The 16,425-nt window shown below is 66.5% G+C and carries 15 protein-coding genes and 1 pseudogene; 14 read left to right on the forward strand and 2 right to left on the reverse strand.

Annotated features, from left to right (window positions below; all coding sequences use genetic code 11):
- Positions 1 to 88: 88 nt before the first annotated feature.
- Complete coding sequence (rsfS, locus tag AAGI46_08445; GenBank protein ID MEM1012237.1) at positions 89 to 565, forward strand: ribosome silencing factor; 477 nt, start codon at positions 89 to 91, stop codon at positions 563 to 565.
- A 126-nt stretch (positions 566 to 691) separates the two neighbouring features.
- A complete protein-coding gene (atpG, locus tag AAGI46_08450) occupies positions 692 to 1,669 on the forward strand; it encodes an ATP synthase F1 subunit gamma (protein ID MEM1012238.1) in 978 nt (325 codons plus the stop codon).
- Between the two features lie 459 nt (positions 1,670 to 2,128).
- On the opposite strand, the gene AAGI46_08455 is transcribed toward atpG, so the two are convergent.
- Positions 2,129 to 3,280: a hypothetical protein gene (locus tag AAGI46_08455; protein MEM1012239.1), complete on the reverse strand. Its 1,152-nt coding sequence runs from the start codon at positions 3,278 to 3,280 to the stop codon at positions 2,129 to 2,131.
- A gap of 23 nt (positions 3,281 to 3,303) precedes the next feature.
- Here AAGI46_08455 and AAGI46_08460 point away from each other — a divergent pair, with 23 nt between their 5' ends.
- The 10 genes and pseudogenes from AAGI46_08460 to AAGI46_08505 all read left to right on the forward strand — a co-directional run bounded on the left by AAGI46_08460 (position 3,304) and on the right by AAGI46_08505 (position 13,959).
- Positions 3,304 to 4,317 carry a hypothetical protein gene (locus AAGI46_08460; protein MEM1012240.1) on the forward strand — a complete coding sequence of 338 codons (1,014 nt, stop codon included), beginning with the start codon at positions 3,304 to 3,306 and terminating at the stop codon, positions 4,315 to 4,317.
- 41 nt (positions 4,318 to 4,358) lie between these two features.
- On the forward strand, positions 4,359 to 4,688 hold the full coding sequence (locus tag AAGI46_08465; GenBank protein MEM1012241.1) for a hypothetical protein: 330 nt from the start codon (positions 4,359 to 4,361) through the stop codon (positions 4,686 to 4,688).
- Positions 4,689 to 4,800: 112 nt separating this feature from the next.
- Positions 4,801 to 7,437: pseudogene (gene secA, locus AAGI46_08470) on the forward strand (preprotein translocase subunit SecA).
- Positions 7,438 to 7,734: 297 nt separating this feature from the next.
- Positions 7,735 to 8,697, forward strand: a complete 963-nt coding sequence (locus AAGI46_08475; GenBank protein ID MEM1012242.1) for a hypothetical protein — start codon at positions 7,735 to 7,737, stop codon at positions 8,695 to 8,697.
- 56 nt (positions 8,698 to 8,753) lie between these two features.
- Positions 8,754 to 9,737, forward strand: coding sequence for an iron ABC transporter permease (locus AAGI46_08480; protein ID MEM1012243.1), 984 nt, complete (start codon positions 8,754 to 8,756; stop codon positions 9,735 to 9,737).
- Positions 9,734 to 10,522, forward strand: coding sequence for an ABC transporter ATP-binding protein (locus AAGI46_08485; GenBank protein ID MEM1012244.1), 789 nt, complete (start codon positions 9,734 to 9,736; stop codon positions 10,520 to 10,522). The genes AAGI46_08480 and AAGI46_08485 overlap by 4 nt, the downstream gene beginning before the upstream one ends.
- 114 nt (positions 10,523 to 10,636) lie before the next feature.
- The gene (locus AAGI46_08490) at positions 10,637 to 11,590 is read left to right on the forward strand and encodes a serine O-acetyltransferase (GenBank protein MEM1012245.1); all 954 of its coding nucleotides are present in this window, start codon (positions 10,637 to 10,639) and stop codon (positions 11,588 to 11,590) included.
- A 260-nt stretch (positions 11,591 to 11,850) separates the two neighbouring features.
- Positions 11,851 to 12,948, forward strand: coding sequence for a BatA domain-containing protein (locus AAGI46_08495; protein ID MEM1012246.1), 1,098 nt, complete (start codon positions 11,851 to 11,853; stop codon positions 12,946 to 12,948).
- 59 nt (positions 12,949 to 13,007) lie between these two features.
- Positions 13,008 to 13,427, forward strand: a complete 420-nt coding sequence (locus AAGI46_08500; GenBank protein ID MEM1012247.1) for an STAS domain-containing protein — start codon at positions 13,008 to 13,010, stop codon at positions 13,425 to 13,427.
- Between the two features lie 58 nt (positions 13,428 to 13,485).
- Positions 13,486 to 13,959, forward strand: coding sequence for an ATP-binding protein (locus tag AAGI46_08505; GenBank protein MEM1012248.1), 474 nt, complete (start codon positions 13,486 to 13,488; stop codon positions 13,957 to 13,959).
- Between the two features lie 2 nt (positions 13,960 to 13,961).
- On the opposite strand, the gene AAGI46_08510 is transcribed toward AAGI46_08505, so the two are convergent.
- Positions 13,962 to 14,669 carry an MBL fold metallo-hydrolase gene (locus AAGI46_08510; GenBank protein MEM1012249.1) on the reverse strand — a complete coding sequence of 236 codons (708 nt, stop codon included), beginning with the start codon at positions 14,667 to 14,669 and terminating at the stop codon, positions 13,962 to 13,964.
- On the opposite strand from AAGI46_08510, the gene AAGI46_08515 reads away from it, so the two are divergent.
- Positions 14,668 to 15,567, forward strand: a complete 900-nt coding sequence (locus AAGI46_08515) for a DUF1570 domain-containing protein (GenBank protein ID MEM1012250.1) — start codon at positions 14,668 to 14,670, stop codon at positions 15,565 to 15,567. The two genes, AAGI46_08510 and AAGI46_08515, sit on opposite strands and share 2 nt — an antisense overlap.
- Positions 15,557 to 16,425: hypothetical protein (locus AAGI46_08520; GenBank protein ID MEM1012251.1), on the forward strand; the 869-nt coding region annotated here is incomplete at its 3' end. The genes AAGI46_08515 and AAGI46_08520, both read left to right, overlap by 11 nt.

Here is a 16,425-nt window from a genome sequence, read left to right on the forward strand (position 1 = left end):
GACCTCGTTGGGTGGGCCCAGGCCCACCTCTTTCGCAGCCTATTTCCGCACTCGTTGGTGGGCCTGGGCCCACCCTACGGTGTAGCTCATGGTTTCAGAGACGCGGAGCGAGGAACTGCACGAAGTCGCCACATCCGAACCCGAACAGGAGCAGCTGCAGCAGGTGCGGTCCGACCGCATCGAGCGGGCCATCGCCTTCGCCAAGGAGGCGGCGAAGCTGTGCGCGGATCTGAAGTGCCGCGATGTCCGCGTGCTCGACGTCAGCAAGGTTTCGCCCGTGACCGACGTGTTGGTCCTGGCCACCGGCGCTAGCCCGCGTCAGATGCGGGCGGTGGCCGAGCAAGTGGTCGAGGCGGCCGAGCCGTACGACCTGTCGCCGATGAGCTCGTTCAAGCGCAGCGAGGCCGACGACCGCTGGATCGCGCTCGACCTGATCGACGTGGTCGTCCACCTCTTCGACGAAGAGGCCCGCGGCTTCTACGACCTCGACGGCCTCTGGGGCGACACGCCCGAAGTGAAGTGGTTCGAGCACGAAGTGGCCGGGTCGGCCGCTCCGTCATCCTGAGCGAGCAAAGCGAGTCGAAGGACCTCGCCTGAAGTCGCGGCTTCCGCTGCGAGGTCCCTCGGCTGCGCTCGGGAGGACGGACCCTTGGCCTGCGGGTCGCAGTTGTGCCGGCTATGCTCTCCGCCCATGGCCAAGGCACGCGCGATCCTCAAACGCCGCAAGGCGGTCAAGAACATCCGCAAGATCACCAAGACCATGCAGATGATCGCGACGGCCAAGTTCCAGAAGTCGCTCAAGCGCGCCACCGGAACCAAGCCCTACACCGCCAAGATTCGCGAACTCGTCGAAGAGCTCGCCGCCACCGTTGGCAACGTCGAGCACCCGCTCCTGAAGCGCGTCACCCCGGACAACAAGGTCGGCCGAATCGCTCTGGTCGTCCTCACGAGCGATCGCGGCCTTGCCGGGGCGTATAACGGTAGCGTTCTCCGTGCAGCGGATCGTTTCCTGCGTGGTTGTGACAACGCCAACAGCGAGGTCGACCTCCATATCGCCGGCAAGAAGGGCGTGGCCTACTTCAAGTTTCAGGGCCGGGAGATGGACGACCAGATCGTCATCGGCGACGAGCCGACGAGCGAGAAGGTTCGCCCGCTGGCCGAGCGGCTGATCAGCGACTTTTGCGAGGGCCGGGTCGACGCGGTCTACGTCGCGTACATGAACTTCATCAGCACCGGCGTGCAACGGCCGGAGGTCTCGGCACTACTTCCGCTGAGCGGCGTGAAGGAACTCGTGGACGACCTCGCTCAACAGGCGGCCGAACGCGACGCCCAGATCGCCGCTGGCATGCTCGACGCGACCAACGTCGGCGACGTCGATGCCTCGGCAGAGGAAGTCGTCACCACGGGCGAGGTCGAGTACGACTTCAGTCCGTCTGCCGAAGAGTTGCTCGGCGAACTGCTGCCGCTGACGGTCAAGAGTGCGTTCCTGCAGTGCTTCCTCGACGCCACCACCAGCGAGCACGTCGCTCGGATGGTCGCCATGAAGAGCGCCACCGACAACGCCGACAAGATGGGTAAGGCTCTCCAACTTCAGTACAACCGCGCCCGCCAGAGCCAGATCACCACCGAGCTGTCCGAAATCATGGGCGGCGTCGAGGCGATGGGCTGATGTCGCTCTAACGCCCGGCGATAGCGCTGCGTCGCGTGAAGACAAAGGGACGCGGAAGCGCCAACCAGATGCCCCGCCTTAACCAACGCGCCGAACTCGTCGTCACGCCACGACGGTCCTCGATGGTGTGAATCGCGTTCGGCAACCGTGTCTGTGGCTGTGAACCGTGCCGGTCAGGACGATCTTCGACACGGTGAAGTCCGACAGATCGCAGCTGGTCTTCGCGAAGCAAGAGGCGTGTCGGCAGATCAGATCCAGGCCAACGTACTCCCCCTCGAGAGCGCCGACTGCGCCTGCCGAATCGAACGCGCGACCTTGAGCCGCTTCGCCCGTCCGATCACGGGACGCGGCAGCGACCGTTTGGCGATGTCTTTGAGCGTCCCCGTCACAGCGCCAGCGTAGTGGCTCCGACGCTCATTCGCGAAGGACTTTCAATGCGTCAGAGTCCGAACGAGGCGCTCACTCGCCACGACCGATCGAGATGCCAGTCGGCGTGAGTGTGACGACGTGATCGACAATCGGGCCGTCCTCGCTGCCGGGTTCGCCCGAGACGCGCCACCAGTCTACCTCCGAAATGGCGGGCTCATTCGGGGTCATCACAAACGTGCCGACGACCCCGCCGATCAGCAGCGCCCACCCAGGCAGCGTCCACCACGAGCGGCCCCGGCGACGGCTGGGCGACAGACGCAGCATCAGCCACTCCGCCGGGCCGAGCACCAGGCCGAGCGCGATGAGCGCGACGAACGTCCGTCCGGCGACAGGCGGCTCGACGGCGTCGGCGTGCGTTCGGTCTGCCAACGGAATCGCCGGCAACGTCGTCGGGCGGACGTGATGGAAGACGACCACGCCTTGGCCGACATCGGCCGAGGTCGAGTCATTCGCAGGATCGACGCCGTCGAGCAGCCAGCGTCCCGTGCCATCCGCATCCGCCACGCGTTGCGTCGGCACGCCCGGCAGCAGCGTGACGATCGGCCCGCTCTGCGGTGCCGATCCGTCGTCGAGCCACAGGTGGAGCAGGCCGCCGTCGCGGACCCACTCCGCGATCGCCGCCTGGGCTTCCGGAGCGATGTCGCGTGGCCGAAAGTCGGCAAGGACGAGCGCATCGACCGCCTCGTACGCGACGGCCGCGGTCGGCAGCAGCCTCGGCGGAATCCGCGTCGCCTCGGCGTCGACTGATCCGCCCGCGACAACGACGAGCGGCTCCGCGTCCGCGACGATCAGCGCCGCCTCATCCGCCGGTGCCCGCGGCGTCCTCGGCCAGTGGCCCAGCGTCGCACCCGTCTCGGCGTCAGCGACCCGCAGGTGAATCGCCCACGGGTCGATATCCACCGGCAGCGTCGCCAGGAACGTCTGCCGCCCCGGATTCAGCGTCGCGGGCTGCCGCAACACCATCGCCTGCCGCCCGGTCTGCGGGACGTACCACTCCAACACGACGGCCTGCAGCGTGTCGCTGTCGATCATCGCCACCGCCGGATGCCAGTGGCCGGGCCGAACGAGGTCGTTCCACCCGACGCTCGCATCGAGCCGCGTGACGTCCGCCTTGGCCGCGGTGGCGACGAGGAGGGCGAGCACGACGAGGCCGAGGGTCCGCACGTCGGGAGCGTACCGCATCGCGTCGTGGTACGGTGCGGACGGTGTCGGTGTGGCTCCTGATCCTCGGCATGACGCTCGGCGTCGTGCTGCTCGTCCTCGGCCTCCGCGGCCGACGTGTCGACGACCACCCCCTCTGCCGCCGCTGCCGGCGAGACCTCTTCGGCTTGGCGGACGTCACCACCTGCCCCGAATGCGGCCATGATCCCCAGCCGGTTCGGATCGGCAACCGCGAGCGAAGGCCGCGATTCGTCGGCTTCGGCGTGACGCTTCTCACGCTCGCCGCGTTGCCACTGGCGGCAGTCGTGACGGTGTCAGTGGCTGACATCGACCTGAACCGCCACAAGCCGGTGTGGCTGCTGATGCGGGAGAGCCGGACTTCGGTCGAAGCGGTCGAAGAGCTCCGCAGCCGGCAGACGCAGCGAATACTCACGCCGGCGCAAGTAGAGCAGATGGCTGAGACCTTCCTTCGGCACCAAGCTGATCTGGATCTGCCTTGGCTCGACGGTAAGGGCGATTGCATTCAGGACGCGTTCTTCGCCGGCAACATCGATGAGGGCGAATGGCTGAGGTTTCTCGCTCAGGCGTTGTCACCGGCGATCGTGGTCCAAGAGACCCCATGTGCAGGGTCTGATGTCCACTTCGAGTTCAACCAGGCTGCGGCCAGAGGACCAGACCTCGGTTCGACGTTCTGCAAGATCGTGCTCATAGTCGATGGTGCGACGTTTGCCACTGAGCAACTCACTCTTGCCAGCGTCAGTCTCAACGACAGCGAGGATTGGCTTATCCTCAGTCGCTCCGATGACTACCGCGTCTCGGGCGGAGCACCAGCGTTCGAAGATGGCGAGGTGGTGGAAATCGTTTTGCTTGAGGCGTTCAACGTGTTGGGGTTCAAGCACGGTCGCGGAGCGGTCGAATTCTCAGCGGATGACCAAGTGAAACAGCCACTTGCACGCGTGCGAGCGGGGCCCGTGTGCAGCGAACGTCCGACCTGCATCCACAAGGAAGAAGGCTGGTACGGACCTCCGACAGCATCGCCTACCGCGGACGGCGTTTGACCCCGGCCCCGGCGTACCGAACACTTGCGTCCCGCCTTGCGATGACGACCAGCGCCCACAGCTTCCACAAGAGCCTGCTGCTGGCCGTCGTCGTGTTCACGATGTGTGCCGACGGCGGGGTCGTGCCGGAGCAGGTCGTCCTGCGCGCCGCGGCGGCGGTCGGGACGGCGAAGGCGGAGACGCCGCAGCAGCGGGCGGCGGAGCGGCGGGAAGTTCGGCGTCAACAGCAGCAACCCGCCGTTCGAGCGGCCGTCGTCGATCGGGCGGAGCGGGTCGTCGCCGCTGCGAGGCCGCGGGCGACGGACAGGTTGGAGGATGGGGTTCGGCTGACGTTCGAGCAGTTGCGGTTGCCGCCGCCGGGTGTGGCGTGATGGTTTGTTTGTTTCCTGCGTGACGCGGTTCGTGCACCGCGTGCTTTTCCATCTCGTCCGTCCAGAGACCCGAGCCTTTCGGCCCGGCGTCGCCTTCTCACCCGCTCATCCCATGAACTTCGTTGGTAAGTCCCTCACCAAAGTCTTCGGTTCGCGCAACGACCGCCTGCTGAAGAAGTACCGCAAAATCGTCCAGCAGATCAACGACGCCGAGCCCGCCGCCCGGGCCAAGACCGACGCCGAGCTTCGCGACCGCACGCAAGAGCTGCGCAAGCAGATCGTCGCGGGCGACACGACCATCGACGCCGTCCTGCCCGAGGCGATGTCGATCATCCGCGAGTCGATGGACCGCCAGATCGGCATTCGCGAGATCTTCAACCCGGAGCTGAACTTCGACCCGGACAAGCTCAACGACGAGATGCTGCAGACCTACGACATGGTCCAGCAGCAGATGATCGCGACGGGTGCAGACTACAAGCACGTCGAGATCCCGCTGAAGCTCTACGACGCCGTCCGCGAGATCTACCCGGTCTCCCGCCCGCCGTTCCGGGCAAGGTGTTTCGATGTGCAGCTCATCGGCGGCATAGTCCTGGCCGAAGGCAAGATCGCGGAGATGAAGACGGGCGAGGGCAAGACCTTCGTCGCGCCGCTGGCCGCATTCCTGCGGGCGCTGCGTGGGCAGCACACGCACGTCGTCACCGTCAACGACTACCTCGTCAAACGCGACGCCATGTGGACCCGGCCCGCGTTCGAGCACCTCGGCTTCAGCGTCGGCTACCTCCAGCAAACCCTCATGCCCGGCGGCAAGGGACGCAAGGACGCCTACGCCTGCGACGTCACCTACGGCACGAACAGCGAGTTCGGCTTCGACTACCTGCGTGACAACATGAAGGAACGGGCTGACCTGCAGGTGCAGGGCCCGCTGGACTTTGCGATCATCGACGAGGTCGACTCGATCCTGATCGACGAGGCCCGCACGCCGCTGATCATCTCCGGCGAGGCCAACACCGGCGCGCCCAAGTACCGCGAGGCCGACGAGGTCGCGCTTCACATCATGGACCTGGCCCGTCCGTGGCAGAAGGCCCAGGACGAGGTCGACGCGGCCAAGCGTCTCATCAAGGGCGCTGAGAGCGACCTCGACAAGGCGTCGTCGAAGGAAGACAAGAAGAAGGCCGAAGACAAGCTCGCCACGGCCAACAAGCAGCTCGACGCCGCGCTCGACAAGCAGGCGGAAACCGTCCAGTACTACGAGGTCGAGATGGACAAGAAGTCCGTCCACCTCACCCACGAAGGCATCGCCGCCGCCCAGGAGAAAGCCGGCGTCGGCAGCTTTTACGTCGGCGACAACATGGACTGGCCGCACCTGATGGAACAGGCGATGCGGGCCCACGTCGTGTACGAGCGGGACAAGGACTACGTCGTCGAGCCGAACCAGCGAACCGGCACGATGGACGTCGTCATCGTCGACGAATACACCGGCCGCAAAATGGTCGGCCGGCAGTGGTCGGACGGCCTCCACCAGGCGGTCGAGGCCAAGGAGAACGTCCCGATTAAGAAGGAGACGCAGACGATGGCCACCATCACGCTGCAGAACTTCTTCAAGCTCTACAAGGCCCTGGCCGGCATGACCGGCACCGCCCAGACCGAGGCCGAGGAGTTCGCCAAGATCTACAAGCTCGAGGTCGTCTCCATCCCGACGAACCGCCCGGTCGTCCGCCTCGACTTCACCGACCTCGTCTACCGCACCGAGCCCGAAAAGTGGGACGCGATCCTCGACGACATCAAAAAGAACTCTGATGCCGGTCGCCCCGTGCTCGTCGGCACGACATCGGTCGAAAAGAGCGAGTTCCTCAGTCGTCTGCTCAAGCAGAAGTACGGCATCGACCACGAAGTCCTCAATGCCAAGCAGCACGAGCGCGAGGCCCACATCGTCGAGAACGCTGGCAAACAGCACAAGAACAAGCAGGGTCAGCTCGTTGGCAACGTCACCATCGCGACGAACATGGCCGGGCGTGGCACGGACATCAAGCCGTCGCCCAGCACGTTCTACGAAGTCAAGAGCCGCGACGGCGACGTGAAGCTCGAACAGCGTGAGACCGGCACCGAGGTCGTCATCCCGGCCGACGACATCCAGCTGCGTGAGGCTTTCCAGGTCGACTCTGGCCACGACGTCGTCGGCGGACTGCACGTCGTCGCGACCGAGCGGCATACTTCACGCCGCATCGACGACCAGCTCCGCGGCCGATCGGGTCGGCAGGGCGATTCTGGTTCGTCCCGGTTTTACGTCAGCCTGGGCGATCCGCTGATGAAGATGTTCATGCCCGAGTGGGCGACGAACGTCCTCAAGAAGGCCGGGCTCGAGTACGGCGAGCCAATCGAGAGCAAGCTCGTCACACGGCAGATCGCCGGTGCTCAGAAGAAGGTCGAAGAACGCAACTTCCTCAGCCGAAAGAGCCTGCTGGAGTACGACGAGGTCATGGACCACCAGCGGCTGCAGTTCTACGGCCTGCGGCAGAAAGTGCTCGAAGGTCGCGAGATCGACAGCGTCATCTGGGACATGATCGGCGAAAGCATCGGCGACGCCGTCGATCGCTACATCGGCCAGGACTACAGAGCCGGCGTCCTCGCAGAATGGGGCCGAAATACGTTCCAGACGCAGCTCGACACCGAAGACCTCATCGGCCTGCGTCGGTTCGAGGACGTCCGAGATCTCTACAAGCAGAAGGCCAAGAACGACGTCCGCGACACCATCCGCTCAACGCTCGGCGAGTTCATGGGCGAGGACCGCACCGACCGTTCCATGTGGGACACGCGCGGCCTCCGCACCTGGGCCAAGAGTCGGTACGGCGTCGAGCTCTCGACGGCACAGATCAACCAGATCGAAGCCGACGACCTCGAAGAGCGCCTCGCCGAATCGGCGTACGAGGGCATCGACAGCATCGACACGACGCCCGTCCAGCCGTTCCTGGAGCCGCTCTACCCGGCCAACGAGCTTTGCCGCTGGGCCAACGAGAAGTTCGCAATCGGACTCCAGGCCGAAGAGCTGATGCTCGACAGCGAGCGCAACCTCTCGCGGCCGGTTGAGGAGATCATCGACCTCATCGAGAAGCGGGCACGCGACGCCTACGCGAAGCGCGAGGTGACGTTCCCCGTCGAGCACGTCGTCGGCCTCGCCAGCGGTGGGCAGGCGGAAATCGCCGACGAACAGGCGGCCGGCTACCTTGTCACGTGGGCCAAGTACAAGTACGACCTCGACCTTACGATCGACCACGTCCGTGAGCTCGGCACCGGCGGCATTCGAGATCGCCTGCTGGCTGAGCAGGAGTCGTACCTGCAGGACGCGTCGCGCCTCGAATCCGTCGCCGACGCGATCCTCGCCGAGGGCGGCACCGATCCGAAGAAGCTGTCGGCCGCGTATCAGAAGCGGTTCGGCCTGCCGCTCGACGAGAGCGAACTCGACCCGGCCCGGCTCGGCGAGAGTGCCAAGGGCGTCAAAGAGCGCGATCGCGACGGCGACGGCAAGGTCGACCAGCGCGACATCCTGCTGCGACGAGGGCGCTATGCGATCCGCAAGGAGCTGACCGACCTGGAGCAGTTCGTGCTGATCAACATCTTCGACCAGGCATGGAAGGATCACCTCTATGCGATGGACGTCCTCAAGGGCGGCATCGGCATGCAGGCGTTCGCCGAGCGCGATCCGCGGATCGCGTACAAGCGCGAGGGCTTCCGCTACTTCCGCCAGATGATGGAAGAGGTGCGGGATCGAGTGACCAATCTCATCTTCCGCGTCCAGGTCCAAGGCCGAGCCGCCCCGCAGGCGCAGGACGCGTACGGCGAGACGAAGGCCAGCCACGCCGAGGTCGACGACAACGCCGCCCTCGCGACAGCGTCTGCCCCGGCAGAGACGCAGACCAACCAGCCCCAGCCCGCCGCCGAGGCACCGGAGGAAAAGGGTGCGGGCAAGCGTCAGCCAAAGAAGGACCGCAACAAGAAGCCCAAGCGGAAGTGACGCCCTCAGCGTCACGTCAAACGTGCTGAGTCGGCGGCCGGCTCTACGCTCGGGTCGTGCAGGCACTTTCGGCGACACGATTGGCTGGGCTGTGGCTCGGCGGTGTCGTGGTCATTGTGCTCGTCATCGCATTGGGCGTGCTCGTCGGGACGACGTCGGTCGGTTGGCCGAGTGGTTGGGTACTCGAATACCGGCTGGGGCGATCGTGCCTTGCAGCGTTCGTCGGCATCGCGTTGGCAACAGCCGGCGTGGGATATCAGGCCGTTCTGCGGAATCCGTTGGCCGAGCCGTACCTGCTGGGCGTGAGCGGTGGGGCAGCGCTGGCGGTGTTCGCGTGGTCGCTGCCGGGCGTCGTCCTCGGCGGTTGGCTCGCGACGGTCGGCCGTGAGGTCGCCGGCTTCGTCGGCGGGATGGCGGCGGTGGCGATGGTGCTGACGTTGGCCGGCGTACGGGGGCGACTCGACCCGAGCCGACTGCTGCTGGTCGGCGTCGTCGTCGGCATCTTCGCGGGCGGGCTGTTCGCACTGCTCGTCCAGCTGACCCGTGAGCCGAGCGGCGGCGCGATGTCGTTCCTCTTCGGCCGCATCGGCGATCCGACCACCGGCGAGCTCGTGCGCCTCACCATCGTCACGGCGGTGCTCGTCGCGACGCTCGCACTGCTGTCCGGCCCTGCCGCGATGCTCGCCGCGGGTGAGGAAGAGGCGCGGGCGTCCGGCGTGCGGGTCGACGCGTCGCGCTGGGCGATTGTCATCGTCGCCAGCTTGCTCGCCTCGACCGCGACCGCCGCCAGTGGGCCGATCGGATTCGTCGGGCTGATGGCGCCGCACCTGGCGCGCCTCGTCGTCGGCGTCGACGTGCGACGCGTCCTGCCGACCGCCGCGGCGATCGGGGCCGGGCTGCTGGTTTTGAGCGACGCCCTGGGCCGGTTGTCGGCGATGCTGCTCGGCTCCGAGATCGCGGCAGGTGTCGTGACGAACCTCATCGGCGGGCCGTTCTTTCTCCTGCTGCTGTCCCGCACGACGAGGAGGACCGGCCGATGACGCAGCTGCTGCAGGCTGACAACGTCCACGTCGAGTTCGACGGCCGCCGCGTCGTCGACGGCGTGTCGCTGCAACTCGACTCGGGCGAGATCGTCGCGCTCGTCGGACCCAACGGTGCGGGCAAGAGCACGCTGCTGCGGGCCGTGCGATTCGGCCTCGGCAGTGGTGACGTCGCGTGGTTCGGCAAGCCGCTCGCTGACTGGCCGGGCCGGCGGCTCGCCCGGCAGATCGGCTGGCTCGCCCAGGAGCCTGCGTTCGAACCGCGGCAACGCGTCGTCGACTGCCTCGCCGGGGGACGAGCGGCCCACTGGGGTCCATTCGGCGTCGAGTCATCCGCTGACCGACAGGCCGTCGCCGACGTGGCTGATCGACTGTCGCTCAAGCCGTGGCTGCAGCGTCCTGTCGACGAACTCAGCGGCGGCGAGCGTCGACGTGTGCTGCTGGGCCGGACGCTCGTCCAGATCGAAACGTCCGACGAGGCGGCGGTGCTGCTGGACGAGCCGGATGCGTTCCTCGATCTCGTCCGCGTCGCCGAGCTCGCAGCGACGCTGCGCGACCAGGCGTCCCGCGGCCGTGGCGTCTTGCTGGCCAGCCACGATCTCAACCTCGCCGCCGCGGTTGCGGATCGCGTCGTGCTCATGGCAAGCGGCCGCGTCGTCGCTTCCGGCGAGCCGTCGGACGTGCTGTGCGCCGACCAGCTCCAGGAGGCGTACGGCGACGCCGCGGAAGTGCATGCAGTGGACGGAAGACGCGTCGTCATCCCGCGGCTCCCTCCGTCATCCTGAGCGAGCGCAGCGAGTCGAAGGACCTCGCTTGAACGCTTGCGCAGAACCAGGCGAGTTCCCTCGGCTGCGCTCGGGATGACGGATTCGTCTTTCCCGCTACGTCTACCCTCGCTCATGTCACGCCCGGCATTAGACGAGCGACTCGACGCCGCGACAAAGACGCTCGTCGAGAGCATCCGGCAGTCGCCCAAGCTGCACCGGCTGGGCGAGGGCTTCCTGCCGAACCGTGAGACGGTCCACCAGTCCGTCGCGACGATGCTCCAGCTCGTCTTCCCCGGCTACTTCGGCCGGCAGGGGCTGACCGATGCCGAGCTCCCGTACCACGTCGGCGGCCTCGTTAACCGCCTGATGGACGAGCTGTTCGAGCCGGTCCGCTACTGCCTGCGGTTCCGCGAGCACGCCGGCGACTGCGAGGAGACGGCCCAACGCTGCGACGCCGAGGCCGAGCGCGTCGTCGCGGTCTTCGTCGATCGCCTGCCGGCCGTGCGGGCACTGTGCGCGAAAGACGTCGACGCCCACTTCGCCGGCGACCCGGCCGCAGGCAGCACCGAGGAGATCATCTTCAGCTACCCCGGCCTGCTCGCGGTCACGGTGCAGCGGCTGGCTCATGAGTTGTACAAGCTCGACGTGCCGCTATTGCCGCGGATCATGACCGAGTTCGCCCACGCTCGCACCGGCATCGACATCCACCCGGGCGCGTCGCTTGGGGAGGCGCTGTTCATCGACCACGGCACCGGCGTCGTCGTCGGCGAGACGTGCGTCATCGGGCAGCGGTGCAAGATCTACCAGGGCGTCACGCTCGGAGCCCTCGCGCCGGCCAAGGGCCAGGAGCTTCGCGGCGTGCGTCGGCATCCTCGCATCGGCGACGACGTCGTCCTCTACGCCGGGGCCACCATCCTCGGCGGCGAGACGGAGATCGGCGATCGCTCCACGGTCGGCGGCAACGTCTTCCTCACGCAGAGCGTCCCACCCGACACCCGCGTCGTCGCTGAGGCTCCGCGTCTCAAGTACCGCAACGGGCAGACGACCCGCGAGAGCGAGACCGTGCCGCTCGACTTTCAGATTTGATGTCGTCGTGCGTGATGATCGGACGTGCGTCCGACCGATAACGATTTCAGACAGCCGTGGGACTGCGACCCCGCGGCAGTGTCTTCCGTGAGGCGACGACGTCCATCGTTGCCGGTCGACGTGGCGCTGGCGGCATCGACTGATGTCCGGGCGCTGCGTGCACGACTTCCGTTGCGTCGGGCATGTTGCCCGATCCGTTGCCGACCGCGGGGCCACTTTCGAGTGGCCTCTCGGTCTTTTGGCCTGTTTAAAGTCAGGGCGTGGGTTTCGCGTCGCCGCTGTGGTTCCTCGGATTGCTGCCGATCGTTGCGGCGATTTGGTTTGTTCGTCGAGGTGATGGCGGCCGCGTGGTGGTGCCGGCGACGCGCTTTTGGAAAGGGCTGTCGACCGAATCGTCTGGTACGACCGATCGCCGTCCTCCGTGGCGTGCGATCTGGCTGCTGCTCGCCGCGGCCTTCGCCATCCTCGCCGCAGCTGGGCCGCAGATCAGGCGAGCGCAAAACGTGACGATGCCGCCACAGACAACACCGACCGAGGACGTTGCCCTGCTGCAGGCGTTTGCCAGCGATCGCGGCCTGCGACTGGTCATCGATGCGCAGGTCGAGTCCCCGACGTCTGTCGAGGTCGTGGCTGGCGATGTTGTTGAAACGCTCACGATCGAGCCGGGCCTGTCACATCACCGCCTGCCACCGTCGGGCGCGGAGTCGGTTTCGCTGCGAATCGCGGACGGGCAGAGCGACAACAACACGGCCCTGATCGTCCGCGGCGACGACAGGCCACGCCTCGGCCGGGGGCTCGACCTTCCGTCGTCCCTGCTTCGTTTCGCCGACGCGTTCGAAGCGTTGAAACCGCCGTCCGACCGAACGGTCGTCCTGGCCATTACGCCGAATCGTGACACCCGATGGCCGACGATCAGCCTCGCGACTGTCGATTCCGAAGCGACATTCCCGATCACGATCGCCGATTTCGAGCCCGCATTCGGCGTCCGGTGGGATCGCCTGAACGATCTTCAATTGACGAGCGAACCGCTGCCCGAGCGCGACGAGGTGGTCGTATCCGACGCGACAGGCCGGCCGATGGTGGCGGTCGACCGCCGAAAACGTCACGTGTGGATCGGCTTCCGGAGCGAAGAGTTCACAAAAACCGGTGATTTCGTCCGCTTCTGGGCCGACATGATCACCTGGGCCGACGAGCAGCCGGTGGTGCGACGTCAGATTGGCCTAGACACCGAAGCCGTCGCGGCGGGCGAGCTGTTCAGGTCGAGCGCCGTTCGGACCGATGCACGACCAGTGGCTCTGCTTCTGGCGCTCGTGGCGACACTACTCGCCGGGGCGACGGGAGCACGACGGGGCGTTTGACTCGCCAAAGGGCCACGTTTAGCGTTCGCCAGGCCCATTCCCGCGGCTCAAACCCCATCATGTTCGATCCCGCTACGACCGGCACCGCCGCTGCTTCCGACACCGCGGCCGCCGACGCTCCGGTTCGCGTCTCCGTCATCGACGGACACGTCCATCTCGTCGAGTTCGTCCAGAGCAAAGTGCTCGACGAGGCCAACATCACCGGCATCGGGGCCAAGGTCGACGAACTGATCGACGCCAGCGAGAAGCCGCGTCTTCTCCTTGATTTCGAAGCGGTCGAACACCTGTCGAGCGCTGCGCTGGGCATGCTCATCAACGCCAACAACCGCATCCGCGAGAAGAACGGCCAGCTCCGCCTGTGCAACATTCGCCGGCAGATCATGGAGGTCTTCACGATCACCAAGCTCGACACGCTCTTCAAGATCTTCCCCGATCGCCCCAGCGCCCGCGAGAGCTTCGACAAGCACCGTTCGGCCTGAGCCCGTCTGCGTTTTCTGCTGTTTCCCTGCTGCTTCCCTGCTGCTTGACCTTCTCTCCATGTCGCCCACGAACCACGGTCTACGGGTGCCGCCGCCGGAGGAGGAGAAGCTGTCGTTCGTCATCCCGAGCGACCTGAACCAAGGCAGGCAGGTGCAGGACGCGATCCTCGACGCCTGCCGCCGCAAGGGTTTCGGGGAAGACGCCTACTTCGCGGTCAAGCTCGCCCTCGACGAGGCGGTCACCAACGCCATCAAGCACGGCAACAAGCTCGACCCGGCCAAGAGCGTCGCCGTCAAGGCGACGGTGACCGCCGATCGAGTTGACCTCGAGATTCGCGACGAGGGCCCGGGCTTCGACCCGAACCGCGTGCCCGATCCGACTTTGGACGAAAACCTGGGAAAATGCAGCGGTCGAGGGCTTCTGCTCATCGAGGCCTACATGTCCGACGTCGACTGGAGCAAGGACGGCCGGACCATCTTCATGTCCAAGGCCAACCGCTCCGAGCAGCCGAGCTTGCCCAAGACCGGCTGACCTTACAGGCCGGCGCTGCGGGGGTTGAGGAACCAGTTGTCGTGACCGGGGACGATCAGGTCCGCGATCTCGTAGACCTCCCGCAGGGCCTCACCCGCGGCCTCGGTGTCGTATGCGTCGGGAAGCACCTGCGCCGCGAGCAGATGGTCCCGCGAAGGCACGGCATCGCCGGCGATCAGGGTGGTCTGGGCGGGTTCGGCGACGAGGAGGCCGCACAGTCCCGGCGTGTAACCCGCCAGCGGGAAGAGGTCAACGTTGGGTACCAGGCGATCCTCCTCGGCGACCGCCACACGCTCAAGAAGTGCCAGCTCAGCACCCACGGTTGACCGAACTTCGTCGTCATCCGCCCGCTCGACCAGTTCCGTCAGGTGCCGCTCGACCGCCGACTGTTCGGCCTCGTGGATCAGCCACTTCGCCCCCGCGAAGGCGGCGAGTCCGGCGCGGTGGGCTGGGCGAAAGCTGGTGAGGAAGATGACGTCGATTTCGTCCGCGCGAAGGCCCGTCCGCTCGAACAGCCGCGCCTCCAGCGCCGGTCCCGGCAGGCCGGGGTCGACCAGAATTCTCCGCTCGCGTTCTCCGGCGGCGGAACCTTCGACGCTCGCGCGGATGAGGGTCGTGGTGGCATGCGGCGTGCGGACCGGCGTCTTCTCGCCCCAGATCCGGTTGCGTCCGAGCGTGCCAATGCTGACGATGTCGACTCGAATGGCCATGGCAGCGCACCGTAGCCCGATTCTCGCGACGCTCGCACTTCTGCTCGTCGCAACCCTTGCCGGCTGCTCCGGCAGCAAGCCGTACGAGTCCAAGCCCTGGACCGGCGGACCCGACAGCGGCGAGGTCCTGATCTCGCCGCGATTCGCCGTCTACTCCACGCTTCGCGACCAAGGCCAGAAGCAGGCCGTGATCGAGACGCTCGAACGATCTCTCGTCCGGTACGACCAACTCGCACCGCTGCCCGAGCCCGACGCGTCACGCCGTGAGGCCTACGTCTTCGGTTTCCGGGAAGAATGGGCAGACCACACACGCCAGACTCAAGGCCCGCGCGCCGCGCTCTACCTCAACATCGATCGCGGCGGCTTCGCCGATGCCGGGAAGTTCTCCACGTTTTTCAGCGGCAGCGTCGCGTCGATGCTCGCGACTGTGCGGCACGAAGGCTTCCACCAGCACCTCGCGCTCGGCTTTAAACGACGTCCGCCGCCATTTCTTGAAGAGGGTCTGGCCACGCTGTTCGAGCAGGGCTTTGAGAATGGCGACGTCACCAAGCCCAGGTCCAACTTTCGCCGGCTCAACGAGCTGCGCGAAGGCGTCCGCCGGCAACGCACCTGGCCGCTGTCGCGTCTGCTGACCATGCACGCCGGCCACGTCGTCGGGGCCAACGACCACCGGCAAGTCGGCACGTTCTACGCCCAGGCGTGGGCACTGGCGTGTTTCGTCGTCAGTGACCCGAAATACCGGGAAAAGACGCCCGATCTGATGGCCGCATACGCAGCCGGGCGCGCATCGAGCGACCCGCGTCTGGCCTTTGCCCGCAACTACGGCGTGTCGTTCGAACAGATCGCCGCCGACTACGAACTTTTCGTCTACGAGATGATCCGCACCGATGCCGATTGACCTGCGGTGGTTCCTTGCCTTCGTCGCGCTTGCCACGTCGAGCCTCCTCGCGACGGGCGACGAGCCACGGCTGCAGAAGCTGACGGACGCGGTGCCCTTCCCACGTGGCCTCGCACTCGCCGACCCGGACGGGGACGGACGCGACATGCTCTACGTCCTGTCCCGCGGCCGAAGTCGAGGCGACGGCGGGGCGGATGCCACCCTCGACGACCGGGCCGGCACGCTGTGGGAAGTCGATCCGATCACTGGAAGAGCGACCGTTTTCGCCGAGCCGACCGATCCGCCGTTTCGCCTGCTCGACCGGACGCTGGACCGCGCGATCGACGACGACGAGACCGATCGGCCGTACTGCGTGCTGCGGTGGGACGAGCGGACGCGTTCGTTTTTCATCTGCGCCTTCAGCGGCATCGACCTCCCGGCCGACGGGCAGCACGGGGCGGAAAGTGGCTATTTCAAGAAGAACCTCGCGGATGCGGTGCTGCGGTACGACGTCGATGAGGAACGCTGGCACGTCGTCGATCGCCACGAACCACGCTTCGGGGAGCATTACCCGGCCGCGACCGAGGTTGGCGAGCAGGGCTGGGTCCGCGGTCCCGACAACGCTGTGGTCATCGGCGACACGCTGATCGTCGCGGCCAAGGACAACGACCGGCTCGTCGCGTACCACCTGCCGACGCAGATGGCTGCGGCCGCGCCGGGTGTGTCGGCCCGGGTCGTCCTCGCCGATCGTGTGACGCTCGCGAATCGAAACGGTGAGCAACGCACCGTCCGCGGCCACAGCGCGCTCGCGGCCGATGACGACTGGCTCTACGTCGGCTTCCGCACCACCGGCGAGGTGATTCGCCTGCCGATCGTCGA

The organism is Planctomycetota bacterium (assembly GCA_038746835.1).
Lineage (GTDB): Bacteria > Planctomycetota > Phycisphaerae > Tepidisphaerales > Tepidisphaeraceae > JBCDKH01.

Coding starts and splice junctions, on each gene's coding strand:
- rsfS (MEM1012237.1), top strand. CDS start 89: ATGGTTTCAGAGACGCGGAGCGAGGAACTGCACGAAGTCGCCACATCC.
- atpG (MEM1012238.1), top strand. CDS start 692: ATGGCCAAGGCACGCGCGATCCTCAAACGCCGCAAGGCGGTCAAGAAC.
- AAGI46_08455 (MEM1012239.1), bottom strand. CDS start 3,280: ATGCGGTACGCTCCCGACGTGCGGACCCTCGGCCTCGTCGTGCTCGCC.
- AAGI46_08465 (MEM1012241.1), top strand. CDS start 4,359: ATGACGACCAGCGCCCACAGCTTCCACAAGAGCCTGCTGCTGGCCGTC.
- AAGI46_08475 (MEM1012242.1), top strand. CDS start 7,735: ATGCTCGACAGCGAGCGCAACCTCTCGCGGCCGGTTGAGGAGATCATC.
- AAGI46_08485 (MEM1012244.1), top strand. CDS start 9,734: ATGACGCAGCTGCTGCAGGCTGACAACGTCCACGTCGAGTTCGACGGC.
- AAGI46_08490 (MEM1012245.1), top strand. CDS start 10,637: ATGTCACGCCCGGCATTAGACGAGCGACTCGACGCCGCGACAAAGACG.
- AAGI46_08500 (MEM1012247.1), top strand. CDS start 13,008: ATGTTCGATCCCGCTACGACCGGCACCGCCGCTGCTTCCGACACCGCG.
- AAGI46_08505 (MEM1012248.1), top strand. CDS start 13,486: ATGTCGCCCACGAACCACGGTCTACGGGTGCCGCCGCCGGAGGAGGAG.
- AAGI46_08515 (MEM1012250.1), top strand. CDS start 14,668: ATGGCAGCGCACCGTAGCCCGATTCTCGCGACGCTCGCACTTCTGCTC.
- AAGI46_08510 (MEM1012249.1), bottom strand. CDS start 14,669: ATGGCCATTCGAGTCGACATCGTCAGCATTGGCACGCTCGGACGCAAC.